General features: G+C 73.7%; 19 protein-coding genes and 1 pseudogene. 8 read left to right on the top strand and 12 right to left on the bottom strand.

The window, feature by feature from the left end; translation table 11 throughout:
• Window positions 1–41: 41 nt before the first annotated feature.
• Both IG88_RS0102435 and IG88_RS0102430 read left to right on the top strand, forming a co-directional pair.
• Window positions 42–1,061: a Gfo/Idh/MocA family protein gene (locus IG88_RS0102435; protein ID WP_031034385.1), complete on the top strand. Its 1,020-nt coding sequence runs from the start codon at window positions 42–44 to the stop codon at window positions 1,059–1,061.
• A gap of 271 nt (window positions 1,062–1,332) precedes the next feature.
• Window positions 1,333–2,631, top strand: coding sequence for a PAS domain-containing protein (locus tag IG88_RS0102430; RefSeq protein WP_031034382.1), 1,299 nt, complete (start codon window positions 1,333–1,335; stop codon window positions 2,629–2,631).
• Here IG88_RS0102430 and IG88_RS0102425 read toward each other — a convergent pair.
• A complete protein-coding gene (locus IG88_RS0102425) occupies window positions 2,628–4,136 on the bottom strand; it encodes a hypothetical protein (RefSeq protein WP_031034380.1) in 1,509 nt (502 codons plus the stop codon). The genes IG88_RS0102430 and IG88_RS0102425 overlap by 4 nt on opposite strands.
• Window positions 4,137–4,429: 293 nt before the next feature.
• Here IG88_RS0102425 and IG88_RS0102420 point away from each other — a divergent pair, with 293 nt between their 5' ends.
• Together IG88_RS0102420 and IG88_RS0102415 are read left to right on the top strand one after the other, a co-directional pair.
• Window positions 4,430–5,572: an aminoglycoside phosphotransferase family protein gene (locus IG88_RS0102420; RefSeq protein ID WP_031034378.1), complete on the top strand. Its 1,143-nt coding sequence runs from the start codon at window positions 4,430–4,432 to the stop codon at window positions 5,570–5,572.
• Window positions 5,573–5,888: 316 nt separating this feature from the next.
• Window positions 5,889–7,814 (top strand): N-acetylmuramoyl-L-alanine amidase, encoded by a 1,926-nt coding sequence (locus tag IG88_RS0102415; RefSeq protein ID WP_037835173.1) that lies wholly within the window; start codon window positions 5,889–5,891, stop codon window positions 7,812–7,814.
• 15 nt (window positions 7,815–7,829) lie between these two features.
• Here the strand turns inward: IG88_RS0102415 and IG88_RS0102410 are convergent, their stop codons facing one another.
• From IG88_RS0102410 to IG88_RS0102395, 4 genes are all read right to left on the bottom strand, one after another.
• On the bottom strand, window positions 7,830–8,327 hold the full coding sequence (locus tag IG88_RS0102410) for a hypothetical protein (protein WP_031034369.1): 498 nt from the start codon (window positions 8,325–8,327) through the stop codon (window positions 7,830–7,832).
• Between the two features lie 93 nt (window positions 8,328–8,420).
• On the bottom strand, window positions 8,421–9,323 hold the full coding sequence (locus tag IG88_RS0102405) for a universal stress protein (RefSeq protein ID WP_031034367.1): 903 nt from the start codon (window positions 9,321–9,323) through the stop codon (window positions 8,421–8,423).
• Window positions 9,324–9,408: 85 nt separating this feature from the next.
• The gene (locus IG88_RS0102400) at window positions 9,409–9,651 is read right to left on the bottom strand and encodes a DUF397 domain-containing protein (protein WP_031034365.1); all 243 of its coding nucleotides are present in this window, start codon (window positions 9,649–9,651) and stop codon (window positions 9,409–9,411) included.
• A gap of 37 nt (window positions 9,652–9,688) precedes the next feature.
• Complete coding sequence (locus IG88_RS0102395) at window positions 9,689–11,227, bottom strand: acyl-CoA synthetase (protein WP_051851726.1); 1,539 nt, start codon at window positions 11,225–11,227, stop codon at window positions 9,689–9,691.
• Between the two features lie 174 nt (window positions 11,228–11,401).
• Between IG88_RS0102395 and IG88_RS0102390 the strand changes: the two genes are divergently transcribed.
• On the top strand, window positions 11,402–13,177 hold the full coding sequence (locus tag IG88_RS0102390) for a serine hydrolase domain-containing protein (protein WP_031034361.1): 1,776 nt from the start codon (window positions 11,402–11,404) through the stop codon (window positions 13,175–13,177).
• A 31-nt stretch (window positions 13,178–13,208) separates the two neighbouring features.
• Here IG88_RS0102390 and IG88_RS0102385 read toward each other — a convergent pair whose 3' ends face one another.
• From IG88_RS0102385 to IG88_RS0102370, 5 genes and pseudogenes are all read right to left on the bottom strand, one after another.
• On the bottom strand, window positions 13,209–13,400 hold the full coding sequence (locus IG88_RS0102385; RefSeq protein ID WP_031034359.1) for a DUF2795 domain-containing protein: 192 nt from the start codon (window positions 13,398–13,400) through the stop codon (window positions 13,209–13,211).
• An 87-nt stretch (window positions 13,401–13,487) separates the two neighbouring features.
• Window positions 13,488–15,071: a phytoene desaturase family protein gene (locus IG88_RS38265; RefSeq protein WP_063760574.1), complete on the bottom strand. Its 1,584-nt coding sequence runs from the start codon at window positions 15,069–15,071 to the stop codon at window positions 13,488–13,490.
• Between the two features lie 495 nt (window positions 15,072–15,566).
• A pseudogene (locus tag IG88_RS0102380) lies at window positions 15,567–17,753 on the bottom strand (tetratricopeptide repeat protein); the annotation flags it as partial.
• A 20-nt stretch (window positions 17,754–17,773) separates the two neighbouring features.
• The gene (locus IG88_RS0102375) at window positions 17,774–18,676 is read right to left on the bottom strand and encodes an oxygenase MpaB family protein (protein WP_031034352.1); all 903 of its coding nucleotides are present in this window, start codon (window positions 18,674–18,676) and stop codon (window positions 17,774–17,776) included.
• A gap of 39 nt (window positions 18,677–18,715) precedes the next feature.
• Window positions 18,716–19,093, bottom strand: a complete 378-nt coding sequence (locus IG88_RS0102370; protein ID WP_031034345.1) for a four-helix bundle copper-binding protein — start codon at window positions 19,091–19,093, stop codon at window positions 18,716–18,718.
• 157 nt (window positions 19,094–19,250) lie between these two features.
• On the opposite strand from IG88_RS0102370, the gene IG88_RS0102365 reads away from it, so the two are divergent.
• The 3 genes from IG88_RS0102365 to IG88_RS0102355 all read left to right on the top strand — a co-directional run bounded on the left by IG88_RS0102365 (window position 19,251) and on the right by IG88_RS0102355 (window position 21,784).
• Window positions 19,251–19,655 (top strand): ChaB family protein, encoded by a 405-nt coding sequence (locus IG88_RS0102365; RefSeq protein WP_031034344.1) that lies wholly within the window; start codon window positions 19,251–19,253, stop codon window positions 19,653–19,655.
• A gap of 37 nt (window positions 19,656–19,692) precedes the next feature.
• On the top strand, window positions 19,693–20,046 hold the full coding sequence (locus IG88_RS0102360) for a DUF6479 family protein (protein WP_031034343.1): 354 nt from the start codon (window positions 19,693–19,695) through the stop codon (window positions 20,044–20,046).
• A gap of 73 nt (window positions 20,047–20,119) precedes the next feature.
• Window positions 20,120–21,784 carry a cytochrome b gene (locus IG88_RS0102355; protein ID WP_031034341.1) on the top strand — a complete coding sequence of 555 codons (1,665 nt, stop codon included), beginning with the start codon at window positions 20,120–20,122 and terminating at the stop codon, window positions 21,782–21,784.
• Here IG88_RS0102355 and IG88_RS0102350 read toward each other — a convergent pair.
• A complete protein-coding gene (locus IG88_RS0102350) occupies window positions 21,760–22,170 on the bottom strand; it encodes a cytochrome c oxidase subunit 4 (protein WP_031034339.1) in 411 nt (136 codons plus the stop codon). The genes IG88_RS0102355 and IG88_RS0102350 overlap by 25 nt on opposite strands.
• Window positions 22,167–23,843: a cytochrome c oxidase subunit I gene (gene ctaD / locus IG88_RS0102345; protein ID WP_051851725.1), complete on the bottom strand. Its 1,677-nt coding sequence runs from the start codon at window positions 23,841–23,843 to the stop codon at window positions 22,167–22,169. The genes IG88_RS0102350 and ctaD overlap by 4 nt, the downstream gene beginning before the upstream one ends.
• Window positions 23,844–23,887 lie beyond the last annotated feature (44 nt).

Here is a 23,887-nt window from a genome sequence, read left to right as displayed (position 1 = left end):
GTTCGCGGGTGTGCGGCGGACGGCGAAGGAGCGGGTGCGGCATGGGTGAGCCTCTGGGTGTGGCGGTCCTGGGCGCGGGTCACATGGGTGCCGACCACGTTCGGCGCCTGGACCGGGTGGTGAGCGGCGCCCGGGTCGCCGCGGTGGCGGACCCGGACGCCGAGCGGGCGAAGGAGGCGGCGGCGGGAATCGACGGGGTCGTCGTGCACACCCGGGCAGAGGCCGCGCTGGACGCGCCGGGCGTGGAGGCGGTCCTGGTCGCCTCGCCCGGCGAGGCGCACGAGGAGGCGCTGCTGGCGGCCTTCGCACGGGGGCTGCCGGTTCTGTGCGAGAAGCCGATGGTGCCGGACTCCGCGGGCGCGCTGCGGGTGGTGGAGGCCGAGGCGCGCCTCGGCCGGCGGCTGACCCAGGTCGGGTTCATGCGGCGGTACGACGCCGAGTACCTGCGGCTCAAGTCGCTCCTGGACGACGGGCGGCTGGGCCGTCCGCTGATGCTGCACTGCGTGCACCGCAACGTCTCCTCGCCGCCCCGCTTCACCTCGGCGATGCTGATCAACAGTTCCGTCTCGCACGAGATCGACGCGGCCCGCTGGCTGCTCGGCCAGGAGCTGAGCGCGGTGACCGTGCTGCGTCCGCGCCCGTCGGCGGGTGCGCCCGAGGGTCTGGCCGATCCGCAGTTGGTGCTCTTCGAGACGGAGGGCGGCGCCGTCGTGGACGTGGAGGTCTTCGTCAACTGCGGCTTCGGCTACGAGGTGCGCTGCGAGGCCGTCTGCGAGAGGGGCAGCGCGCGGATCGGCCAGGCGCACACCATGGTGGTGACGGCCTCGGGCGGTGCGTGCGAGGAGGTGCCGCAGGACTACCTGGTGCGGTTCGCGGACGCCTACGACCGCGAGGTGCAGGGCTGGGTGGACGCCACCCGCCGGGGACGGGTCACCGGGCCCGGCGCCTGGGACGGCTACGCCGCCGCGGCGGTCGCCGAGGCCGGGGTGCGGGCCCTGGAGACGGGCGCGCGCACGCCGGTCGAACTGGCGCCCCGCCCGGCCCTCCACGATCAGGCATAGAACGGACGTCCGTCGAACGCGGAGGCGACGATGCGTCCGGGCCCGCCACCCCATCAACTCCCGTAGGCCTCCTACGACTTGTCCCCTCACCGGGTACGCGGAATGCGTAGCCGAGTCACTCCGGGAAGACTGTGGCATATGCCAGAAGCACCACCGTATCGTGTGTTGCCAAATCCCTTACGGGGCGTGGCAGGCTGTGCCACAGTCGTAACGGTCCTTCCACCAGCCTCGGTTCCGCCTTGGTCGTACCGTCAGCACATCGGAGTGCGTCATGTCGTCCCATCTCTCCGCGGACCACCCGGCCGCCCCGCCACCGGGACACGGCTCGGTCGAGGCGCTCATCACGCAGGCGCGCCGGCTGCGCGGCGACGTGGACGCGGTCCGGCGGGACAGCCAGGAGGACGCGGCGGACCCCAGGGGGCGCTGGCAGCGCGCCCTGTACGACCTGGCGCTGCACCAGCTCACCGATCTCGACGCGCACCTGGCCCAGTTGCGGGACGGCCCGGCGCCGCCGCCGCGCCCGGGTTCACTGCTCAGCCGGGTCGGCAGCGCGGAGTGGAACCTGCTGACGGACGAGGCCGAGTGGTCCGGGGAGCTCTTCCACATCCTGGGCCGCGACCCCGCGTCCGCCCCGCTGAGCCTCGACGAACTCCCGTCCCTGGTCCTGACCGAGGACCGCCCGAAACTGACCGTGATGGTCACGGACTGCCTAGTCGACGCCCGGCCCATCGACGGCGAGTTCCGCGTCGTGCACCCCGACGGGGCCGTCCGCACCGTGCACATGATGGGCGAGCCCGTCCTCGACACCGACGGCACCACCGCGTCGATGTGGGCGGTGCTGCGGGACGTGAGCGAACTGCGGCGCAGCCAGCGGGTGGTGAGCGAGACCCGTGACTCCCTCCGCCGTCCTCCGCCGCCGCCCTGGCACGACGTCCTGCGCTTCCCGGACCAGGGGCGGCCGGGCCTGGACCTGGCCGCCGCGCATCTCCCGTCCGCGCCCGCGCCGGGCCCGCGGTCGCGGTACGGCGGCTGGTACGACGCCTGCCCGCTCGCCGCGGACGGCGAAACCCTCCTGACCGTCGGCGGGTTCGAAGCCCCGGGTGCGGAGACGCACGGCCCGGCGGTGCTCGTCGGGGCCCTGCGCGGGCTGGCGCTGGCGGGCGTCCGGACGGTCGAACTCGGCGACCGGCTCGGCCCGTTACTGGCCTCGACCGCCCTTCCGCCGGTGCGCACCGCGGTGTTCTGCGGTTACCGGCCACTCACCCGCACCCTCACCTGGGCCCACGCCAAGGGCCCCGCCCCGCTGCTGTTCCGCGGCGGGACGGGGCGCGAACTGACCGGCCGGGGCGGGACGTCCGGGCAGGCCGAGGCGCGCCTCGAAGCGGGCGACCTGCTGCTCCTGCACACCGGGACACCCGGACCGGCGGCCCTGGAGCACCTCCTCTCACTGGCCCCCCGGCTGACCGGGGCGGATTCGGCACAGGACGCCGTACGGACCGTGGTGCGCGAACTCGGTGAGCCGCCGGACCGTCGGGACATCTGCGTACTGGTGGCCCGGGTGACCCCTTAGGCCGGCGCGACGGTGCCCTCCGGCCCCTTCCCCTTCGCGGACTTGCCCTTGGGCAACGCCTGCTCGATCTCCTCGCGCAGCTCCTGGATCTTCGGGTAGCCGGCGTACTGGGCGGTGAGCCGGTACATCTGGCGCAGCCGGTCCCAGGTCCGCCGGGAGGAGTTGGAGCCCATCGACACCAGGGCGAGGCGGGCGTACCGGTCCGCCTGCTCGGGGTCGTCGGCGATGAAGCAGGCGGAGGCCATCGACAGGTAGTCGAAGATCTTCGACCGCTGCCGGCCGTCGATCCTGAGGGCCAGGGCCTTGTCCGCGTAGTGCTGGGCGTGCGCGGCGGCCGACGGCTCGAACTCGGCGAGCGTCCGGTAGGCCAGGGCCTGCATGCCGTACAGGTCCTCCTCCTTGAACGTCTGCATCCAGTCCGGGGGCGGCACGTCCGCGTGGTCGGAGACGAAGAGGTCCTCGGCCCGGCCCAGGGTGCGGCGCATCGCCTGCCCCTTGCCCATGGATGCCTGCGCCCAGGCCTCGATGGTGCAGAGCATCGCCTTGGTGCGCGGCAGGACCTGGTCGCCGGAGCCGGACTGGGCGAGCTTCATGAGGTCGAGCGCCTCGTCGGGGCGGCCCAGGTGCACCATCTGGCGCGCCGCCCGGGAGAGCGCCTCGCCCGCCCGGGGCCGGTCGCCGCCCTCGCGCGCGGCGTGGGCGGCGATGACGAAGTACTTCTGGGCCGTCGGTTCCAGGCCGACGTCGTGGGACATCCAGCCCGCGAGGACGGCGAGGTTGGCGGCGACGCCCCACAGGCGCCGCTGGAGATGGGGTGGGTGGTGGTAGGCGAGCATGCCGCCCACCTCGTTGAGCTGGCCCACCACTGCCTTGCGCTGGAGCCCGCCGCCACGCGCGGCGTCCCAGGCGCGGAAGACCTCGACGGAGCGCTCCAGTTCCTCCACTTCCTGCGACCCGATGGGGGCGGCCTCGTAGCGGTCGAACCCGGCGGGGTCGGCGTGCAGGGGTTGATGGAGGTCGGGGGCGTCGGCCGCCAGGGCCGGGTCGGTGTGCAGCCAGTCGTGCATGGCGCTGCTGAGTGCGGAGCCCGCGGCGAGCGCGGCGCCCGCGCCCACCAAGCCGCGTCGGTTGAGCATGAGGTCCATTCCCGTGAATTCGGTGAGGACCGCCGCAGTCCGCTCGGGCGCCCACGGCACTCCGTCGGGATGCGCTTCGCTCCCGTCGCGTGGCCGTTTCCCCGCACGCCCGTGCCGGACCAGACCGAGGTCCTCGATGGTCACGACACGGCCGAGACGCTCGGTGAACAGAACCGCCAGCACCCGCGGCACCGGATCGCGCGGGATCTCTCCCATGTCGATCCACCGCCGCACCCGCGAGGTGTCGGTCGCAAGCTGGGGGTGGCCCATGGCCGCCGCCTGCCGGTTGACCAGCCTCGCGAGTTCGCCCTTGGACCAGCCGGCCAGGCCGAACAGGTCCGAAAGACGGGTGTTGGGTTCTTTGCTCACGTCAAGCCCCCAGGTTCTCGGCTGAGTTGACACTAGCCCCGTGAGGGTTGCCGGGCGACTATTCGCCACCGTTCGCCAGGGTGCGCCAGATGGTGTGCCACGGGGGGCCGGGTGTCAGGTAGGAATGCGCCACCCCGACCCGGTCGCCGCGGGGGTACTCCCCAGGGTGGCCCCGGGCGGCCGGTCGGGCGGCGCGAAGGCTTTCGGAAGGCGTGCCCCCGGCACCGAACGGGCCGGGCGGGCACCGCTCTTCAGGCAGGCACAGCAGGCACACGAAGGGATCTGTCTCGCCCATGTACGCAGCATCGTCCTCCGTGTCCGCCCCGCAGCGCGCACTGCACCCCCGTCCGACGGCGGGCGGCGGCCCCTACCTCGCCCCCGCACGGTCGGCGGCCCCGGTGCTCGGGGGCGGCAGGGCGCGGCTCGGCGCGGGGCCGGGCACCCAGCCGCTCAGCGGAAGAATCGACCTGTCCGGCGCCCAGGGCGCCCAACTGTGCACGGCGATCGCCGCCGTGCACCGGATCTGCCCGGAGTTCTCCCCCGTCCAGGTACTGCGCCGCAGCGGGCGGTCCGTGCTCCTGGTCGGTACGACCGGTCGCAGCACGGCGGTGGCCAAGTGCTTAGTGGACCACTCCCCCGCGTGGGCGGAGCGCAGCCGGCACGAGATAGGGGCATACCGCTCGTTCGTCCGGCAGCGCCCCCCGGTGCGGGTGCCGAGACTGATCGCGGCGGACCCGGACAACGGCACGCTGGTGATCGAGCGGATGCCCGGGCGGGTTGCGGCCCTGCAACGGCACCCCTTGGAGGCCCCGCCCCGGGCGGACATCAGGGCGGCGATCGGAGCGGTCTGCCGGCTCAACGCATGGCGGCCGCCGGCCGGCACCTTCGACGCCCCCCTGGACTACGCGGCCCGGATCTCCCGCTACCACGAGCTGGGACTGCTCACCGACCGGGACCTCGGCGACCTGCAGAAGCTGCTGCACGGCATCGCCCACGCCGGCGGGCGCCAGGGCCTGGGCCAGTTCTGCCACGGTGACGCGCTGCTGTCCAACGTGCTCATGTCCCCGGCCGGTCCGGTCCTGGTGGACTGGGAGCACGCAGGGTGGTACCTGCCGGGCTACGACCTTGCGACGCTGTGGGCCGTTCTCGGCGACGCCCCGGAGGCACGCCGTCAGATCAGCCAGATCGCCCAGGCGACGGGCACGGCGGCGCGCGACGCGTTCCTGGTGAACCTGATGCTCGTCCTGACCAGGGAGATCCGTACGTACGAGACGGCCGTGCAGCGGTCGATGCAGGACTCGGTCGCTTCCGCTCCGGCACCGGCGCATCCGGGTACCACGCCGACCGGTGAGGAGCAGCGGCTGCTGCTGCGCCGGTTGCACGACGACTGCCAGATGGCCCGGCGGGCCGTGCGCGCGGCGGTCGGCACGCGCTGACGGCAGGACGCGAGGACAACGGCGGTCCGCGGTGCGCCCCCCTTCCGCAGGGGGGCGCACCGCGGTTTTCGTGTGCCCGGCGGGCCGGTTCGGGCGGGAGCCATTGGTGTGCGCCACTGACGGAGCGCAGGCCCGCGGGCCGCCGCCGGGAAACTCGCCACACCCCCCTGCTGACGTGGGGAATCGCCGCCGCGACGGCATGATTGACGGATCGTCGGACCGCCGGGTACCACTGACCCACGCCCGGCCCGCACGTCCCGCCACGCCCCGTCACGCCCGACCGTCACAGGAGGCCGTTTTGCGAGGAACCCCCGTCGTGCCCGCCCTGGCCACCGCGGCACTGCTGCTGCCGCTCCTCGGCGCGGCACCGTCCGCCGCCGCGCCCCCGGACCCACCGCCCGCCCCGGACCGGCTGCAGCGGGCGTTCGCCGCGGCGGCGGCCGAGTACCACGTGCCGCAGAGCGTCCTGCTCGGCGTCTCATACCTCCAGTCCCGCTGGGACGCGCACGGCGGCGCGCCGAGCGTGACCGGCGGTTACGGCCCGCTGCACCTCACCGACGCCCGCACGGCGCTGGCCGGGGCGCCCCGCTCCCACCACGGCGAGGGCTCCGAGGACCCGCGCGGTGACGACGCGCGCGCTCCGCTGCATCCGGTGAATCGTTCCGCCGCGCTCTCCGCCGACCTGCCGGAGCGGCTCACCACGCTGCCGAAGGCAGCCGAGCTGACCGGGCTGAGCCCCGAGGCGCTGCGCACCGACCCGGCGGCGAACGTCTCCGGCGGTGCCGCGCTGCTCGCCGCCGCCCAGCGGGACCTGGGCGAACCGCTCAGTGCGGACCCGGCTGACTGGTACGGGGCCGTGGCCCGCTTCTCGGGAGCGGAGGACTCCGCGACGGCGGCGGCGTACGCGAACGACGTCTTCGAGGTCATCCGCACCGGCGAGCGGCGCACCACCGACGCCGGTCAGCGGGTCGCCCTGGCCGCCCGCCCCGGGGTGGCACCGGAGGTCTCGCAACTGGACGGCGCGGGTCTGCGGGCCGCCTCCGCCGCCGGGACCGAGTGCCCGGCGTCGGTGTCCTGCGAATGGGTCCCCGCGCCGTACGAGGAGTTCGGCGGCGACGACTACGGCAACCACGACCTGGGGGACCGGCCCGGCGCGCAGCGCATCCGGTACATCGTCGTGCACGACACGGAGGGCACCTGGAACGGCGTCCTCAACATGGTCCAGGACCCCACCTACGTGTCCTGGAACTACACGCTGCGCTCCACCGACGGCCACATCGCCCAGCACGTGAAGGCGAAGGACGTGGCCTGGCACGCGGGCAACTGGTACGTCAACAGTGCCTCGGTCGGCCTGGAGCACGAGGGTTTCCTGTCCGATCCGGACGCCTGGTACACGGAGGCGATGTACCGGTCCTCGGCGCGGCTGGTGAAGTACCTCGCGAAGAAGTTCGGCATCCCGCTGGACCGGCAGCACGTCCTCGGCCACGGCAACGTGCCCGGCACCACCACGGCGACGATCCCGGGCATGCACACCGACCCGGGCCCGTACTGGGACTGGCGGCACTACTTCCGGCTGCTCGGCCGCCCCGTCGAGCCGACCGCCGGCAAGAAGTCCTCCCTGGTGACGATCCGCCCGGACTACGACACCAACCGTCCCGAGTACACGGGCTGCGAGACGGCCGGCGAGCCCTGTGCGGCGCACGGTTCCAGCGAGGTGCGGCTGTACTCCGACCACGACGTGAACGCCCCGCTGATCAAGGACGCCGGCCTCGGCACCACGCCCACGACCGGGGTGAACGACCTGTCCTCCCGGGTCTCCACCGGCCAGCAGTACGCCGTGGCCGACCGCTGGGGCGACTGGACGGCCATCTGGTACCTGGGCCAGAAGGCCTGGTTCCGCAACCCGGCGCAGAGCCCGGTGGCGGTGCCCGCGTCGGGACAGGTGATCACCCCGAAGAAGGGCCTCGCGAGCGTCCCGGTCTACGGGCGCGCCTACCCGGAGAAGGCCGCCTACCCGGCGGACGTGCCCGCCCAGCCGGTGTCGCCGCTGCCGTACGCGCTGCCCGCGGGGCAGCGGTACGTGACCGGTGGAAAGGTGCCCGGCGAGTACTACTACGCGGTCGACTTCGACGGGGCGTCCCACCGGGTGGTGCGGGGCGAGGACCAGTACTACGAGATCCAGTACGGCCACCGGGTGGCGTACGTCCGCGCCGCCGACGTCACGGTGTCGACCGTCCGCTGACGGCGGGCCGGGGCCTCAGCCCTGCTGGAACAGCTCCGCCGGGAGCGGTTTCAGCAGGGCGTACAGGTCGTCGGTGATGGGGCGGTCCCAGGCGGCGATGGTGACCAGGACACCGTCGCTGCGGTCGAACTGCACACAGGAGATGCGGCTCTCGGACAGCTTCAGACGGCGCACGATGAGCAGGTTGTCGCCCTGCATCACCGGAACGTCCTCGGCGCCGGCGACGGTGACCTCCTCGTCGTTCTCCAGCGCGAGCAGGAGCTGGGCCACCTCGAAGGGGATCTCCCCCTCGGGGACCTCGCGGGCCGGGGAGCCGTCCGGGAGGTTGCCGATGATCATCGCGGGGCCGCGGCCGCCGAACAGGTCGTAGCGCAGGAAGACGCCCTGGCACGTGCCGTCGGGCGCGGGCAGCAGGCCGGCGCCGAGATTCCCGGGCCAGTCGCCCGGGTCCATGGCCAGTACGTCGAAGTCGGGCCCGGCGGGCGTGGCGCTGCGGCGGCGGAGGAACGACATGCCGCCATGGTACGTGGCCGGGCCGGGTGTACGGCGTGCGGGCGGACGCCGTACGGGCGGCCCCGTCCGCCCCGCGCCGCCGCCCGCGGCGGGTCACTCCCGCGGCGGGGCCGGGGGGACCACCGCGACCGGCGACGCCGCGTGCAGCAGGACGGCGTGGGTGACGGAGCCCATCATGCGGGCGGGGGCGAGCAGGCGCCGGCGGTGGCGGCCCACGACGACCAGGTCGGCGCCCTGGGAGGAGGCGACCAGGTGCCCGGCGGCGTCGCCCGGCGCGACGTACGGCTCGGCCCGCACGCCGGGGTGGCGCTCGCGGTGGGGGGCGAGGAAGCCGTCGGTGAGGACCCGGGTCTCGCTCTCCAGGGCCACTTCGTCGATCACTTCGGGCACGATCTGCCCGGCGGCGGCCCAGGTCCGCACCGGCCACGGGTAGGCGGCGACCACCTGAAGGCGGGCGCCGCGCAGCTCCGCCTCGGTGAAGGCGAAGGACAGGGTGGCGTCGTCCGGGCTGTCCACGTGCAGGCCGACCACCACCCGGGGTCCGGGTTCCGCCGGTGCCTCGCCGTGGACCTCGCGGCCGGGGCGGGGCACCACGACGACGGGGCACTCGGCGTCGCGGGCGGCGGCCATGCCGTTGGAGCCGAGCAGCAGGCCGGTGAAGCCGCCGCGGCCCCGGGAGCCGAGCACCAGTAGCTGGGCGTCGGCGCCCAGTTCCGGCAGCAGGGCGCCCGGTACGCCCTCCAGGCCGACGTACTCCGTCGGCACCGCGAAGGCCCGTCCCTGGAGGTGCGCGCGGGCCTGGCCGAGCGCCGGGTCCTCGGCGGTGTCCGGCTCGCCCGCGACCAGGACGTCGGTCTGCGCCCAGGCGGCGTACTGGCGCACGTGCACCACCCGCAGGGGTGCCTCGCGCCGGTGGGCGGCGTCGAACGCCCAGTCCAGGGCGCGCAGGCCGTCCTCCGAACCGTCGACCGCCGCGATGACCGGCAGGGTGCTCATGGGTCCTCACCTCCGGGGTACGGGGTTCCCTCCGGCGGCGGGGGGAACACCCGGGTTCGGCCGGTCGGCGCACCCCGCGGTCGCCCTAGGTGAGGTCGAACTCCCCGTCTCGCGCTCCCGACACGAAGGCGCCCCATTCGGCCGGCGTGAAGATCAGCGAGGGGCTCTCCGGGCTGCCGCTGTTGCGCATGGGGATGAATCCCTCGACGAAGGCGATCTGGACATCCCCCAGGCCCCGGCTGCTGGACTGCCACTGCGCGTTGCTCAGATCCAGCTCCGGCTTGTCCCAGCCCGTGAGCGGGCGCTGTTGGGTGGTGCTCTCGGCCACGTCCGTGCTCCTCCCGGTGTCGTCGTCCGCGGTCAGCCTAGCGATCCGGTCCGACCGCCGACAGGCCGTCGCGGCCCCGGGAACCGGCGAAGCGGTCCCGCAGCTCCCGCTTGAGGATCTTGCCGCTGGCGTTGCGCGGCAGGGCGTCCACGAAGCACACCCGTTTGGGTGCCTTGAAGGCGGGGAGCTTCTCGCGGGCGTGGGCGATCAGCTCCTCCTCGGTGACCTCGCCGCGCGGGACGACGACGGCCGTGACGGCCTCGATCCAGCGGTCGTCGGGCAGCCCGACGACCGCCGCCTCGGCGACGGCGTCGTGGGTGTAGAGGGCGTCCTCGACCTGCCGGGAGGCGACCAGCACGCCACCGGAGTTGATGACGTCCTTCACCCGGTCGACGATCGTGTAGTAGCCGTCGGCGTCCCGCACGGCGAGGTCGCCGGAGCGGAACCAGCCGTCCCGGAAGGCGGCCTCCGTCTCCTCGGGCCTGTCCCAGTAGCCCTCGCACAACTGCGGGGAGCGGTAGACGACTTCGCCGGGGGTGCCGTCGGGCACGTCCTTGCCGTCCTCGTCGACCACGCGCGCCTCGACGAACAGGACGGGCCGGCCGCAGGAGTCCATCCGGCCCTCGTGCTCGTCGGGGCCGAGGACGGTGGCGAGGGGGCCGATCTCGCTCTGGCCGAAGCAGTTGTAGAAGGCCAGGCCGGGGAAGCGGGCGCGCAGCCGCTCCAGGACGGGCACCGGCATGATCGAGGCGCCGTAGTACGCCTTGCGCAGGCCGCCCAGGTCGCGGGTGGCGAAGTCGGCGCGGTTGGCGAGGCCGATCCACACGGTGGGCGGTGCGAACAGGCTGTCGACGCGCCCGGCCTCGATCAGGTCGAAGAGCCGGTCGCCGTCCGGTGCGTCCAGGATGACGCTGCTCGCGCCGACGGCGAGGTAGGGCAGCAGGAAGACGTGGGTCTGCGCCGAGTGGTAGAGCGGGAGCGCGTGCGCCGGGCGGTCCCCGGCGCGCAGGTCGAGGGCGGTGATGGCACTGAGGTACTCGTGGACCAGTGCCCGGTGCGTCATCATCGCGCCCCTGGGCAGGGCGGTGGTGCCGGAGGTGTACAGGAGCTGCACCAGGTCCTCGGAGCCCGGTCCGGGTCCCTCGTGGGCGGGCGCCGAGGCGAGGCGGGCCAGGAGCGAGTCGTCCGCGTCGCGCAGCGGCAGGGTGCGCGTCCCGTCGGGGAGGCGGGCGGCGAGGCCGGGGTCGGCGAGGACCAGGGTGCTGCCGGACTGGCCGAGGATGTGGGCGAGGTCGTCGCCGGTGAGGTTCTGGTTGACCGGGACGTGCACCAGGCCCGCGCGGGCGCAGGCCAGGAAGGCAATGACGTAGGCGTCGGAGTTGTGGCCGTAGGCGGCGACCCGGTCGCCGCGGGAGAGGCCTGTGGCCAGCAGGACGCTCGCGGCGCGGGAGACGGCGGTGTCGAGTTCCCCGTACGTCCAGGTGCGGTCGCGGTACTCCACCGCCGTGCGGGCCGGAGTGCGTCGGGCGCTGCGCCGCAGCACCCCGTCGACGGTGCTGGCGTGTCCGGGCGTCATGACCCGATCCTCGGCCGGTCGCGGGGGCGGGTCAAGCAGTGTGCACCGGTCCGCGGAGGGGGCGGGGCCCGTCGCGTCCGCCCCATTGACACGACCCGCCACTGACAGGAAAGTTTCACTCCGCACGGCGATCCGGGAAAGATACTTTCAGCTTCGGCGGCGGGAGGCTCTTCGATGGCCGGTCAGGGCGCGCACGGATTCTCACGGCGGCAACTCGGTGCGGGCGCCCTGGCCCTGGGCGGTGCCCTGGCCGTCGCGCCGTTCGCGGCGGGTCCGGCCGAGGCCGCTTACGGCCGGGGCCGCGGCGCCACCCTGGCGCACGGTTCCGCCGAGCGCGCCGGGCTGCTCCCCGGCCATCTGCGCCGGCTCGTCAGCGACGCGGAGGCATACCTCGGCCCCTCCCCCGAGCACCCGTGGTACGCGGGGGCGGTCCTGCTGGCGGGCCGGGGCGGCACGGTGGCGCTGCACGAGCCGATCGGCATGGCGGTGCGCTACCGGGCCTACGACGAGGCCACCGACACCGGCGTGGAGTTCCCGGCGGGGCAGCAGATCCCGATGGCCCGGGACACGGTGTTCGACCTCGCGTCGGTCTCCAAGCTGTTCACCTCGATCCTCGCCGTGCAGCAGATGGAGCGGGGCACGCTGGAGCTGGAGGCGCCGGTCGCCTCGTACCTGCCGGACTTCGGCCGGGCGGGCAAGCAGGACGTGACGATCCGTCACCTTCTCACCCACACCTCGGGCTTCCGGGCGTGGATCCCGCTGTACGGTGCGCCCACCCACGAGGAGAAGGTGCGGCTGGTCTGCGACGAGGCGCCGGTGAACGCCCCCGGCACGGCGTACCTGTACTCGGACCTGAACATGATCTCGCTGCAGTGGGTGCTCGAGAAGGTCACCGGCCGCGCCCTGGACGTGCTGCTGCGTGACGAGATCACCCGGCCGCTCGGTCTCGGCCGCACCCGCTACAACCCGCCCGCCTCCTGGCGGCCCGGGATCGCGGCCACCGAGGACGCCCGCCGGCCGTGGTCCGGTCTGGACCGCGGGCTGGTGTGGGGCGAGGTGCACGACGAGAACGCCTTCGGCCTGGGCGGGGTGGCCGGTCACGCGGGGGTGTTCTCCACCGCGTGGGACCTCGCGGTCCTCGGCCGCACCCTTCTCAACGGCGGCTCCTACGGCCGGGCGCGCATCCTGCGGCCGGAGTCGGTGGAGCTGATGTTCACCGACTTCAACACCGACTTCCCGGGCGACGAGCACGGCCTGGGCTTCGAGCTGTACCAGCACTGGTACATGGGCGCGATGGCGACCCCGCGCACCGCGGGGCACACCGGATTCACGGGCACCTCGCTGGTGCTGGACCCGACGACCGACTCCTTCCTCGTGGTGCTCGGCAACTCCGTCCACCCGGTCCGCAGTTGGCGTTCCGGCTCGGCTCCCCGGGTGGCGGCGGGCACCCACCTGGCGCGGGCGGTGCCGGTACGGCCCGCGCACGGACGCACCGCCTGGTTCTCCGGGACGGCGAGTTCGGCGGCGGCCACGCTGACGCTGCCCGCCCTGGACACCTCGGCCGGGCGGGCGGGGCTGCGCTGCTCGCTGTGGTGGGACACCGAACCCGGGTCGGACGCCCTGGTCCTGGAGTCCTCCGCCGACGGCGGCGCGTCGTGGCAGCCGGTGCCGTTCACCACGACCCGGCCCGGCGAAGCGCCCCGGGAGCATGCGGAGGGTTCGGCCACCGGCTGGTCGGGGCGCGTGTGGCACCGGCTGAGCGCCGGCCTGCCGGCCGGTCGCGGGCTCACCCTGCGCTGGCGGTACACGACCGACCGCCTGTACGTGGGCCGCGGGGCGTACGTCGACGGGGTGCGGGTGGAGGCCGGCGGCGCCGTCCTGTTCGACGACGCGCGCCCCGCGGACGCGGCGCGCGTCGAGGCGGCGGGCTGGTCGGCCTCCGCCGACTGACGCGGGGCCGGCAGGGCCCCGCCCGGGTCCGCTAGCGGTTGAAGACGGCCTTCTGCACCTCGTTCGGACCGTCGAAGCTGTTCTCCTTCAGTCCGTCGAGACGGCTCACGACCTTGTCGTCGGCCTTGTTCTTGCGGGCGCGGTCGACGAGCGCCTTCTTGTCGGCCGGGTAGTCCATGCCGTTGAGGGCCTTCTGGAGGTCGATGGGGCTGAGGTCGGCCATGACGGGCTCCTTGTCGCGTGCGGGATGACGTACGGAATGTCCGTCATGTCGCGGTACCCAGCGCGGTGCGGGACATGCGCGTGGCCGTCAGCTCCCGGTCCCTTCCAGGACCGCCATGGCCGCATTGTGGCCCGGCACCCCGCTCACCCCTCCCCCGCGCACGGCACCCGCGCCGCACAGCAGGACGTTGCCCAGGCCGGTCTCCACGCCCCAGCGGCCGGTGCCCTCCTGGGCGTGGGGCCAGGACAGCTCGCGGTGGAAGATGTTCCCGCCGGGCAGGCGCAGGTCGCGTTCCAGGTCGAGCGGCGACCTGGCCTCGATGCAGGGCCGCCCGTCCGCGTCGCTCGCGAGGCAGTCGGCGAGGGGTTCGGCCAGGTGGGCGTCGAGTTGGGCGAGGGCCGACGTCAGCAGTTCGTCGCGGACGGCGTCGTTGTCCCGGGCGAAGAGGCGGGCGGGGGTGTGCAGGCCGAAGAGGGTGAGGGTGTGCATGCCCCGCGCGGCCGGGCCGGGGCCGAGGATCGTCGGGTCGGTCAGTGAGTGGCAGTAGATCTCGGAGGGCGGGGCGCCGGGCAGTTCCCCGGCGGCCGCCCGGGCGTGCGCGGCGGCCAGTTGCCCGTATCCCTCGGCGATGTGGAAGGTGCCGGCGAAGGCCTCGCGCGGGTCGGTGCCGGGGTCGCGCAGCCGCGGGAGCCGGGTCAGCACCATGTTGGCCTTGAGCTGGGCGCCCTCTGCGGGCGGGGGCGGCACCTGCCCCGTGAGTGCCGCCAGTTCCCGCGGGGAGGCGTTGACCAGGACGTGGCGGGCGGCGGTCACGTACTCGCCGTCGGCGAAGCGGTGGGTGACCTCGGCCGTGCGGCCGTCGGCCTCGATGCGTACCGCCTCGTGTCCGGTGGCGAGCACGGCACCGGCGGCGCGGGCCGCGTCCGCCAGCGCGTCGGTGAGGGCGCCCATGCCGCCGACGGGCACGTCCCAGGCGCCGGTGCCGCCGCCGATCACGTGGTAGAGGAAGCAGCGGTTCTGGGCCAGGGAGGGGTCGTGGGCGTCGGCGAAGGTGCCGATCAGGGCGTCGGTGAGGACGACGCCCCGGACCAGGTCGTCGGCGAAGTGCTCCTCGATCGCGACGCCGACCGGCTCTTCGAACAGGGCCCGCCAGGCCGCCTCGTCGTCGACCCTGCGGCGCAGCTCGTCGCGGGTGGGCAGGGGTTCGGTGAGGGTGGGGAAGACCCGCTGGGCGACGTGGCCGGTCAGGGCGTAGAAGCGCCGCCAGGCTTCGTACTCCCGGTCGGAGCCGGTGAGCCGGGCGAAGGACTCGCGCGTGCGCCGCTCGTCCCCGCCGACGAGCAGCCCGGTGGGCCGCCCGCCGCGCTCGACGGGCGTGTAGGAGGAGACTGCGCGGGCGCGCACCCGGACGTCCAGGCCGAGGTCCCCCACGATTTTCCCGGGCAGCAGGCTGACCAGGTAGGAGTAGCGCGACAGCCGCGCGTCCACCCCGGCGAACGGCCTCGTGGACACGGCGGCCCCGCCGGTGTGGTCCAGCCGCTCCAGCACCAGTACGGAGCGCCCGGCCCGGGCCAGGTAGGCGGCGGCGACCAGACCGTTGTGACCACCGCCGACGATGACGGCGTCGTAGCTGCGGGAGGTCCGGGCGGAGGCAGGGGGCGGGGTCGTCATGGCCCTTGGTAACACGACCGGCTCCGAGGCGGCCAGCCCGCGACCGGCCGCCGTCCTGAGCCCCGGGGCGCCGCCCGGCACCCCGGGACGGGCGTCCAGGGCCCGGCCTGCGGACAGGCGGCATCGCCCGACGCCCCGGAGCAAGCGTCCAGCGTCGGGCGTCCGACGCCCGGGATCGGCGTGCGGGGTCGCGGGGTGCCGGCGACCGATGCCCGGCCTCGTGGCCCGTCCCCCGGCACCCCGAGCCCGGCGAGCCGTGAGGAGCGGCCGGCATCCGGCGCCTCGCGCCGGGCACCTCGATCGAGGCCGTCCCCGGCACCCGCGGCCGGCCTCTGCCGCCGGCACCCCGAGCCCGGCGAGCCGTGAGCAGCGGCGGCTCCCGGCGCCGGGGCTCCGGTCCCCGGCCTCCGGTCCCCGGCCTGGGGTCTCGGGTCTCGGGTCTCGGGCCTTCGGTCTCGGGCCTACGGTCCCGGGCCTCAGTGCGACGCCGCCCCCGCGCAGTGCCGCGGTCCTGCGGTGCAGTTCCGTGGCCTCGGTGGTGCGGCCGAGTTGTTCCAGGCAGTGGGCCTCGTCGTCGCGGGCGACGAGGGTGTCGGCGTGGTCGGGGCCGAGGACACGTTCGCGGGCGGCGGCGACCAGGCGGTACTCGGTGAGCGCGGCGGACCAGCGGCCCAGCCGGCCCAGAGCGACGGCCGTCTCGCGGCGGCTGGCCAACGTGTCCGGGTGGTCCGGGCCGAGCACGCGCTCACGGATCGCGCGGACCTCGCGGGCCTCGGCGAGGGCCTCGCCCCAGCGCCCCAGCCTGCCGAGGGTGACGCCCAGGCCGTGCCGGGCCCGCAGGGTCTCGGGGTGCTCGGCGCCCTGGGCGCGGGCCCGGTCCTCGGTCAGCTCCTCGTACACCGTCAGCGCTTCGGCGCAGCGGCCGAGGCGGCCCAGGGCGACGCCGGTCTCGTAGCGGGCGGCGAGGGTGTCGGGGTGGTCCGTGCCGAGCACGCGCGCGCGGGCGGCGGCAACCTCGCGGTAGGCCGCCAGGGCCTCCTGCCGGCGGCCCAGCCGAGCGAGTTCGTAGGCGACCTCGTAGCGGGTGACGAGGGTGTCGGGGTGCTCGGGGCCGAGCACGCGGGTCCGGGCGGCGGCCACTTCGCGGGCCGTCCGGTGGGCTTCCTCCGTCCGGCCGAGCCGCCCGAGGTTGCAGGCCAGGTTGTGCCGGCAGCGCAGGGTGTCGGGGTGCTCGGCGCCCATGGTGCGCTCGCGGGCGGCCAGGACCGACGCGTACACCCGGTGGGCGTCGGCGTACCGGCCCAGTTGGCCCAGGGTGTAGGCCATCTCCTGGCGCACGGCGAGGGTGTCGGCGTGGTCGGCGCCCAGCGTTCTGATCCTGGCCGCGGCGACTGCCTTGTACGCGCGCAGCGCCTCGGCCGCACGGCGGGTCCGGCCGAGGACGAAGGCGGCCTCGTAGCGGCTGGCGAGGGTGTCGGGGTGGTCGGGGCCGAGCAGCCGCTCGCGGGCGGCGGCGACCGCGCGGTGCACCTCGCCCGCCTCCGTCCAGCGGCCGAGCCGGCTCAGGCCCAGCCCCACGTGGTGGCGTCGGGCCAGCCCGGCTGTCTCGGGGGCCGGGTCCGGCTGTTCGTGCGGGACGGGTGCGGCGGGGCGCGGGGTCCACGCGTGGGACAGGCCCGCCGCGGGGTCCGGGGGCGTGACGCGCGGGCCGGGGCCGGTCGCCTTGTGGCCGGTGGTCATGCCGCGGGTCCAGGACGGCAGCCCGGCGCCGCGCCCGGCCGGCCGGGGCGTCCACGGCCGTGCGGCCACCAGGGCCGGCGCGGACGCCTGGTCCGCCCGTCCCGCGCCGATGCGGCGCACCAGTTCCCCCGCGTCGTCCGGCCGCTGCTCGGGCCGTTTGGCCAGCAGGTCCAGGATGACGCGGTCCAGGTAGGCGGGCAGTCCGGCCCGGTGGTTGCGGGGCGGCTCGGGCTCGGTGTCGCGGTGGCCGACGAGGATCGCCCAGGGGTCGTCGAGGTCGAACGGCGGGGCGCCGGTGGCGATCTCGTAGAGCACGCACCCCAGCGAGTACAGGTCGCTGCGCGGGTCGACCTCGTCGCCGCCGATCTGCTCGGGCGACATGTAGTGCGGGGTGCCCATGGCGATGCCGGTGCCGGTCAGCCGGGCGGTGAAGCCCGCGTCACGGCCGAGCCGGGCGATGCCGAAGTCGCAGATCTTCACGGTGCCGTCGGCGGTCCGCACGATGTTGGCGGGTTTCAGGTCGCGGTGGACGACGCCCTGCGCGTGGGTGTGGGCGAGCGCGGCGGCGACCTGTTCGGCGATGTCGACGACGACGGGGACGGGCAGCGGGTGGCCCTTGTTGTCCTCCAGGAGCCGGCTCAGGTCCTGACCCTCCAGCAGCTCCATGACCAGGAAGAGCACGCCGTCCCACTCGCCGAAGTCGTGGACGACGGTCACCCCGGGGTGCTGGAGCCCGGCGGCCACCCGGGCCTCGCGCCGGAACCTCTCCCGCAGCACGCGGGTGGCGGCGTGGTCGTGCTGCGTGCCCAGCGGTTTGAGGCACTTGACCGCTATGCGGCGGCCCAGCGACTCGTCCCGTGCCCGCCACACCTCGCCCATGCCGCCGCGCCCGATTCTTTCGAGCAGCCGGTACCGGCCCTGGATCAGCGTGCTGTCCCCCATGACTTCGCCGCCCCCGTGGTTCAGTCCGCCGCGTCCTCCCCTGGCGGGTCCAGTATGGCCGCTTGTCGTCCGATTCTGTATGGCGCCGGACGCGCGTCCGGGCCGAGCCGCGCCATGGCACGCAGGATGTGCCGGGGCGGCACCTGCCAGCGCACCCGTGCGGGGATCGCGCGCAGCACGGTGCCGGTGGCGCGCAGCCGGCGGGTGACGGTGGCGGGCGGGGGCGCGGGGCGGCCGTAGAGCTCGTGCGCGTACGGCGGGAGCGAGTCGTAGGCGAGCCGGGCGACCCGCCGCCACAGCAGTGCGCGGGCCGGGACCAGGAGGGGGTGCGTCGGCGGGCTTCTGAGGAAGGCGTCGACCTCGCGGGCGTCCGCTCCGGCGGCCAGTTCGGGCCGTACCCGTGCGAAGTAGGCGGCCAGTTCGGCGCGGTCGGCGGGTACGGAGCCGGGGTCGAGGCCGACCAGGCGGGCGCTGTGCCGGTGCTCGGCGAGATACCGGTCGGCGTGGGCGTCGGTGAGGGGGAACCCGGAGCGGCGCAGGACGTGCAGGTAGGAACCGATCTCGGCGCAGTGCACCCACAGCAGCAGCGCGGGCTCGTCGAGGGCGTAGCGCTCACCCGTGCCGGGGTCGGTGGCGCCGAGCATGCGGTGGATCTTCCGTACCCGGGCACCGGCCCGCTCGGCGGCCTCGGTGGTGCCGTACGTCGTGGTGCCCACGAAGCCCGCGGTGCGCATCAGCCGGCCCCAGGCGTCGCGCCGGAAGTCGCTGTTCTGCATCACACCGCGCACGGCGCGCGGGTGCAGTGCCTGGAGATACAGGGCGCGGATGCCGGCCACCCACATCATCGGGTCGCCGTGCGCCTGCCAGGTCACGGAGTCCGGTCCGAAGAGCCCCGGATCGCCGCCGGTCCGCGTCGCCGCCATGGGGGCAGGCTAACGCGGCGCGGGACCCGCTCCCAGGGTTCAGCGCAGGGTGGTCAGGAACTCGCCGCAGGCGCGGGCGCAGTCGCGGCAGGACTTCGCGCTCTCCTCGGCGCCCGGGTGGCCGTCGAAGACGTGGGCGCTCTCCAGGCACACCTGGCGGCACCACTCCAGTTGGGCGCGGATGGCGGCCTCGTCGACCTGGTTCTGTTCGGACAGCACCCGGCAGGTCGCGTCGCAGACCTCCGCGCACATGATGCCCTTGCGCCGCACGAGTTCCTGGTTCTCGGTCCCGTCCGGGTCCACGAGGCTCGCCCGCAGGGCACAGGCCCGGGCGCACTCGGCGCACGCCTGTGCGCACGCGAAACGGTCCTCGAGGAAGCGGAACAGTTCCTGCTGGGAAGTCGTCGTCGATGTCACACCGCGCGGGTTGCCGCCGGCGGCTGTGCCAAACCGCGCGGCGGGGTCCCGGCAAGGGTTCCGGGCCGTTTTCCGGGACGCTCGGCAGGGCACCCGTGGACCGTCCCCGCGACCGCCGGGGACCACGCCGGCGAGGACGCACGGAGGTGCACTGGACATGCCGGGACGACAGGAACTGCCGTCGACCCTGGAGCGCTCCCCGCAGGAGGCCCGGCGCACCTGGATCAAGGCCCATGACTCGGCCGTCGAGGAGTACGGCGAGGGCGAGCGGGCTCACCGGGTGGCGTACGGGGCGCTCAAGCACAAGTTCGAGAAGGTCGGCGACCACTGGGAACGCAAGGAGGGCGGCCGCAAGGGTCCCTCCGACCCCCGGTCCGGACGGCCCCGCGGACAGGGCGGGCGCAGTGGCGAGGGCGTCGACGAGCAGGCCTCGAAGGAGCACCTGTACGGCGTCGCCCGGCGCCTGGGCGTCGAGGGCCGGTCGAAGATGTCGAAGGCGGACCTGCTCGCGGCGATCAGGAAGGCCAACCGGTCGCGGACGCGGGCGTCGCGGCCGGGGTGAGCAGGTTGGCGGCGCGGCCCCGGGGTACCCGCGCGCCATGACCAACGCATGGAGGGACCTGGCAGCGGGCGGATCCGGCGGCTTCCCCGTCTGGCTGATCATCGCGGCCGTCGTGGTGGTGGGCGTACTGATCGGAGCGTTCGCCTTCGGCAGCCGGCAAAAGCGCCGGGAGCCGCCCCCGCCGACGGCCGACGAGCAGCCCCGGCTGCCGGACAGCGGGCCCGTCCACGAGGAGCGGGAGCGCCGGGAGCCGAACGAGATGCCGCAGCGCGACGACCGCACGCTGCCGCACGAGCTGCGGCACCAGGGCAGCCGTACCGCCTCCGACCAGCAACGGCCGCGCTGGGAGGAGGGCCACAGCGGCTCCTTCGGCGGCGGCGGCCCGGGCTGACCCCGTGACCGGAGGGTGACCGGCCCCGACCGGTGCGTAGTTTCCGGTACGGCGCCCGGGGAACCCATGCGCCGTGCTGCTGCAGAGGAAAAGGGCCCGCGCCGGTGCGCGGGCCCGCCACACGGCCGAACACACCGTCAACTGGGCCGACGGGCGGCTTCCCGTCTCCGGGGGCGGGGGGCTGCTGCGCAAGGCCTTCCCCGAGCACTGGTCGTTCCTGCTGGGTGAGATCGCCCTGTACAGCTTCGTCGTCCTGCTGCTGACCGGGGTCTGGCTGACGCTCTTCTTCAAGCCCTCGATGACGGAGGTCCTCTACGACGGCTCGTACGAACCCCTGGTCGGGGTGAGCATGTCGGAGGCCTACCGCTCGACGGTGGACATCAGTTTCGACGTGCGCGGCGGGCTGCTGATCCGGCAGACGCACCACTGGGCGGCGCTGGTGTTCGTGTCCGCCATCGGTGTGCACCTGCTGCGGATCTTCTTCACCGGGGCCTTCCGCCGGCCGCGCGAGGTCAACTGGCTGATCGGTGTCACGCTGTTCCTGCTGGCCCTCGTCGAGGGCTTCGCCGGCTACTCCCTCCCCGACGACCTGCTCTCCGGCACGGGGCTGCGCATCGCGCAGGGGGTCCTGCAGTCCGTCCCGGTGGTGGGGACGTATCTCACCATGTTCGTGTTCGGCGGCCAGTATCCCGGCCACGACATCGTCCCGCGACTGTACTCGTTGCACATCCTGCTGCTGCCCGGGCTGCTGCTGGCGCTGGTCACGGTCCACCTGATCCTGGTGTTCTACCTCAAGCACACCCAGTGGGCGGGGCGCGGGCGCACCAACCGGAACGTGGTGGGCAAGCCGCTGTTCCCGAACTTCATGGCGAACTCGACGGGCCTGTTCTTCACGGTCTTCGGTGTGCTGACGGTGCTCGCGGCGGTGGCGCAGATCAACCCGATCTGGACGTACGGCCCCTACCGCCCGGACATCATCTCCTCGGGTTCGCAGCCGGACTGGTACGTCGGTTTCCTGGAGGGCTCGCTGCGGCTGATGCCCCCCTTCGAGACGGCCGTGGCGGGCCACACCGTCATGTGGAACGTCCTGGTGCCCGCGGTGCTGCTGCCGGGCGCCCTGTTCACGGTGCTGTACGCGTACCCGTTCTTCGAGCGGTGGGTGACCGGCGACCACGAGGAGCACCATCTGTGCGACCGACCCCGGGACAAGCCCGTGCGGACCGGGCTCGGCGTCGCCGCGATCGTCTTCTACGGGGTACTGCTCCTGGCCGGCGGCAACGACATCCTGGCCCACACGTTCCACATCTCGCTGAACGTGCTGACCTGGATCTTCCGGGTCTCCCTCGTGGTGGCGCCGCTGCTCGCCCTCGTCGTGGCCAAGCGGGTCTGCCTGGCGCTGCAGGAACGCGACCGCGAGCGTCTGGCGGAGGGCGAGGAGACGGGCGACGTGCACCAGACCCTCGCCGGCGGCTACGCCGAGAGCAACGGGCCGCTCGATCCCGAGGAGCGTCACGTACTGCGTTCCCGCCGGGAGCCCGAGCCGCTGGCTCCGTCACCGAAGGGGGGCGACGCCCCGCACGTGGGACGGCTGCGGGCCACGCTCAGCGCGTGGTACTACGACGACCGGGTCGACGTCGAGGAGGGCGAGCCGGAGCGGGGCCCGCAGTCGGCACTCGAAGCGGCGCCGGGGGCGGGGCCCCCGGAGCGGGATGCCTACTCGGGCGAGCCGGAGCGCTGAACGCCCCGGTCGGCGTACTGGAGGACCAGGCCGCAGATGCCCATGCCGAGCAGGCCGAAGCCGATCAGTGCCAGCCACAGGCCGAAGACGATGCCGAAGGCGAGCACCACGGCGGCGAACGCGATGGTGACCGGCCAGGGGCTGTGCGGCGGGAAGAAGTCGAGCGGACCCGCCGTGTCGACGACCTCGCCCTCGCTGCGGTCCTGCGCGCGCAGGCCGCGCTTGTGGTATTGCACCCGGAGGAAGAACCCGATGAGCGAGGCCATCAGGAAGGCGAGGACGAGCGCGGCGGTGCCGGCGGGCTCGCGCGACCACCAGCCGTAGAGGGCGGCCTCGCCGCCGAAGAAGACCGCGACACCGGAGAACAGACGGGATTCGGTCCTCACTGCACATGCCTCTGATCGTGTCGGGTGACGTCGGGGTGGTGGAGGTCGAAGGCCGGGGACTCGGACCGGATGCGCGGCAGCGAGGTGAAGTTGTGGCGCGGCGGCGGACAGCTGGTGGCCCATTCGAGGGAACGGCCGTAGCCCCAGGGGTCGTCCTGCTCGACCTTCCTGCCGTAGTGGTGGGTGTGCCACACGTTGTAGAGGAACGGCAGGGTGGACAGGCCGAGCAGGAAGGCGCCGAGGGAGCTGACGGTGTTCAGCGTGGTGAATCCGTCCGCGGCCAGGTAGTCGGCGTAGCGGCGCGGCATGCCCTGCTCGCCGAGCCAGTGCTGGACGAGGAAGGTGGTCTGGAAGCCGATGAAGAGCGTCCAGAAGTGGATCCTGCCGATGCGTTCGTCGAGCATCTTGCCGGTCAGCTTCGGCCACCAGAAGTAGAAACCGGCGAACATCGCGAAGACGACCGTGCCGAAGACCACGTAGTGCAGGTGGGCGACGATGAAGTACGAGTCCGTCAGGTGGAAGTCCAGCGGCGGGGAGGCGATCAGGACCCCGCTCAGGCCGCCGAGCAGGAAGGTCACCAGGAAGCCGCACGACCACAGCATGGGCGTCTCGAAGGACAGCGAGCCGCGCAGCATCGTGCCGGTCCAGTTGAAGAACTTCACTCCGGTCGGTACGGCGATGAGGAACGACATGACGGAGAAGAAGGGGAGCAGCACGGCGCCCGTGGCGAACATGTGGTGGGCCCACACCACCGCGGAGAGCATGGTGATGGCGATCGTCGCGCCGATCAGGCTGACGTAGCCGAAGATCGGCTTGCGGCTGAAGACCGGGATGATCTCGGTGACGATGCCGAAGAACGGCAGCGCGATGATGTACACCTCGGGATGCCCGAAGAACCAGAACAGGTGCTGCCACAGCAGGGCCCCGCCGTTGGCGGCGTCGAAGACGTGCGCGCCGAACTTCCGGTCGGCCTCGAGCATCAGCAGCGCGGCGGTGAGGACGGGGAAGGCGGGCAGGACCAGGATCGAGGTGAACAGCACGTTCCAGGTGAAGATCGGCATCCGGAACATGGTCATGCCGGGGGCGCGCAGGCACAGGATGGTGGTGATGAAGTTGACGGCACTGAGGGTGGTCGACACGCCGCTCAGCACCAGGCCCATGATCCACAGGTCGCCGCCCGGACCGGGGCTGAAGACGGCGCTGTTCAGGGGCGCGTAGGCGAACCAGCCGAACGAGGCCGCTCCGCCGGGGGTCAGGAACCCCGCCGCCACCGTCAGTCCGCCGAACAGGTACAGCCAGTACGAGAGCGCGTTGAGCCGGGGCAGCGCGAGGTCCGGGGCGCCGATCTGCAACGGCATCACGGCGTTGGTGAAGCCGGCGAACAGCGGGGTCGCGAACAGCAGCAGCATGATGGCGCCGTGCATGGTGAAGAGCTGGTTGTACTGCTCGTTGCTGAACAACTGCAGCCCCGGGCGGGCGAGTTCCGCGCGCATCAGCATGGCGAGGACGCCGCCGAAGACGAAGAAGCCGAATGACGTCGCCAAGTAGAGATGGCCGATCACCTTGTGATCGGTCGTGGTCGCCCACCGCACCAGAGCCCGCCCCAGCGTGCGGTTCGTCCGCTGCCGAGCCGGTGTCCGGCGCGGCGGCTCGGTCCTGCTGTCCACCGCCATGCGGCGGAGGGTACCCAGGGGCCATGGGCCCAGACGTACGACGC

Source organism: Streptomyces sp. NRRL F-5650 (genome assembly GCF_000721365.1).
Taxonomy (GTDB): Bacteria; Actinomycetota; Actinomycetes; order Streptomycetales; family Streptomycetaceae; genus Streptomyces; species Streptomyces ardesiacus.
This window is presented reverse-complemented; position numbering and strand designations above follow the sequence as displayed.

What these genes read in the sequence shown, in the direction of transcription:
- IG88_RS0102420 (WP_031034378.1), top strand. Translation starts at nt 4,430, where the DNA reads ATGTACGCAGCATCGTCCTCCGTGTCCGCCCCGCAGCGCGCACTGCAC.
- IG88_RS0102375 (WP_031034352.1), bottom strand. Translation starts at nt 18,676, where the DNA reads ATGGCGGCGACGCGGACCGGCGGCGATCCGGGGCTCTTCGGACCGGAC.
- IG88_RS38265 (WP_063760574.1), bottom strand. Translation starts at nt 15,071, where the DNA reads ATGACGACCCCGCCCCCTGCCTCCGCCCGGACCTCCCGCAGCTACGAC.
- IG88_RS0102435 (WP_031034385.1), top strand. Translation starts at nt 42, where the DNA reads ATGGGTGAGCCTCTGGGTGTGGCGGTCCTGGGCGCGGGTCACATGGGT.
- IG88_RS0102410 (WP_031034369.1), bottom strand. Translation starts at nt 8,327, where the DNA reads ATGTCGTTCCTCCGCCGCCGCAGCGCCACGCCCGCCGGGCCCGACTTC.
- IG88_RS0102365 (WP_031034344.1), top strand. Translation starts at nt 19,251, where the DNA reads ATGCCGGGACGACAGGAACTGCCGTCGACCCTGGAGCGCTCCCCGCAG.
- IG88_RS0102395 (WP_051851726.1), bottom strand. Translation starts at nt 11,227, where the DNA reads ATGACGCCCGGACACGCCAGCACCGTCGACGGGGTGCTGCGGCGCAGC.
- IG88_RS0102430 (WP_031034382.1), top strand. Translation starts at nt 1,333, where the DNA reads ATGTCGTCCCATCTCTCCGCGGACCACCCGGCCGCCCCGCCACCGGGA.
- IG88_RS0102390 (WP_031034361.1), top strand. Translation starts at nt 11,402, where the DNA reads ATGGCCGGTCAGGGCGCGCACGGATTCTCACGGCGGCAACTCGGTGCG.
- IG88_RS0102405 (WP_031034367.1), bottom strand. Translation starts at nt 9,323, where the DNA reads ATGAGCACCCTGCCGGTCATCGCGGCGGTCGACGGTTCGGAGGACGGC.
- IG88_RS0102385 (WP_031034359.1), bottom strand. Translation starts at nt 13,400, where the DNA reads ATGGCCGACCTCAGCCCCATCGACCTCCAGAAGGCCCTCAACGGCATG.
- ctaD (WP_051851725.1), bottom strand. Translation starts at nt 23,843, where the DNA reads ATGGCGGTGGACAGCAGGACCGAGCCGCCGCGCCGGACACCGGCTCGG.
- IG88_RS0102360 (WP_031034343.1), top strand. Translation starts at nt 19,693, where the DNA reads ATGACCAACGCATGGAGGGACCTGGCAGCGGGCGGATCCGGCGGCTTC.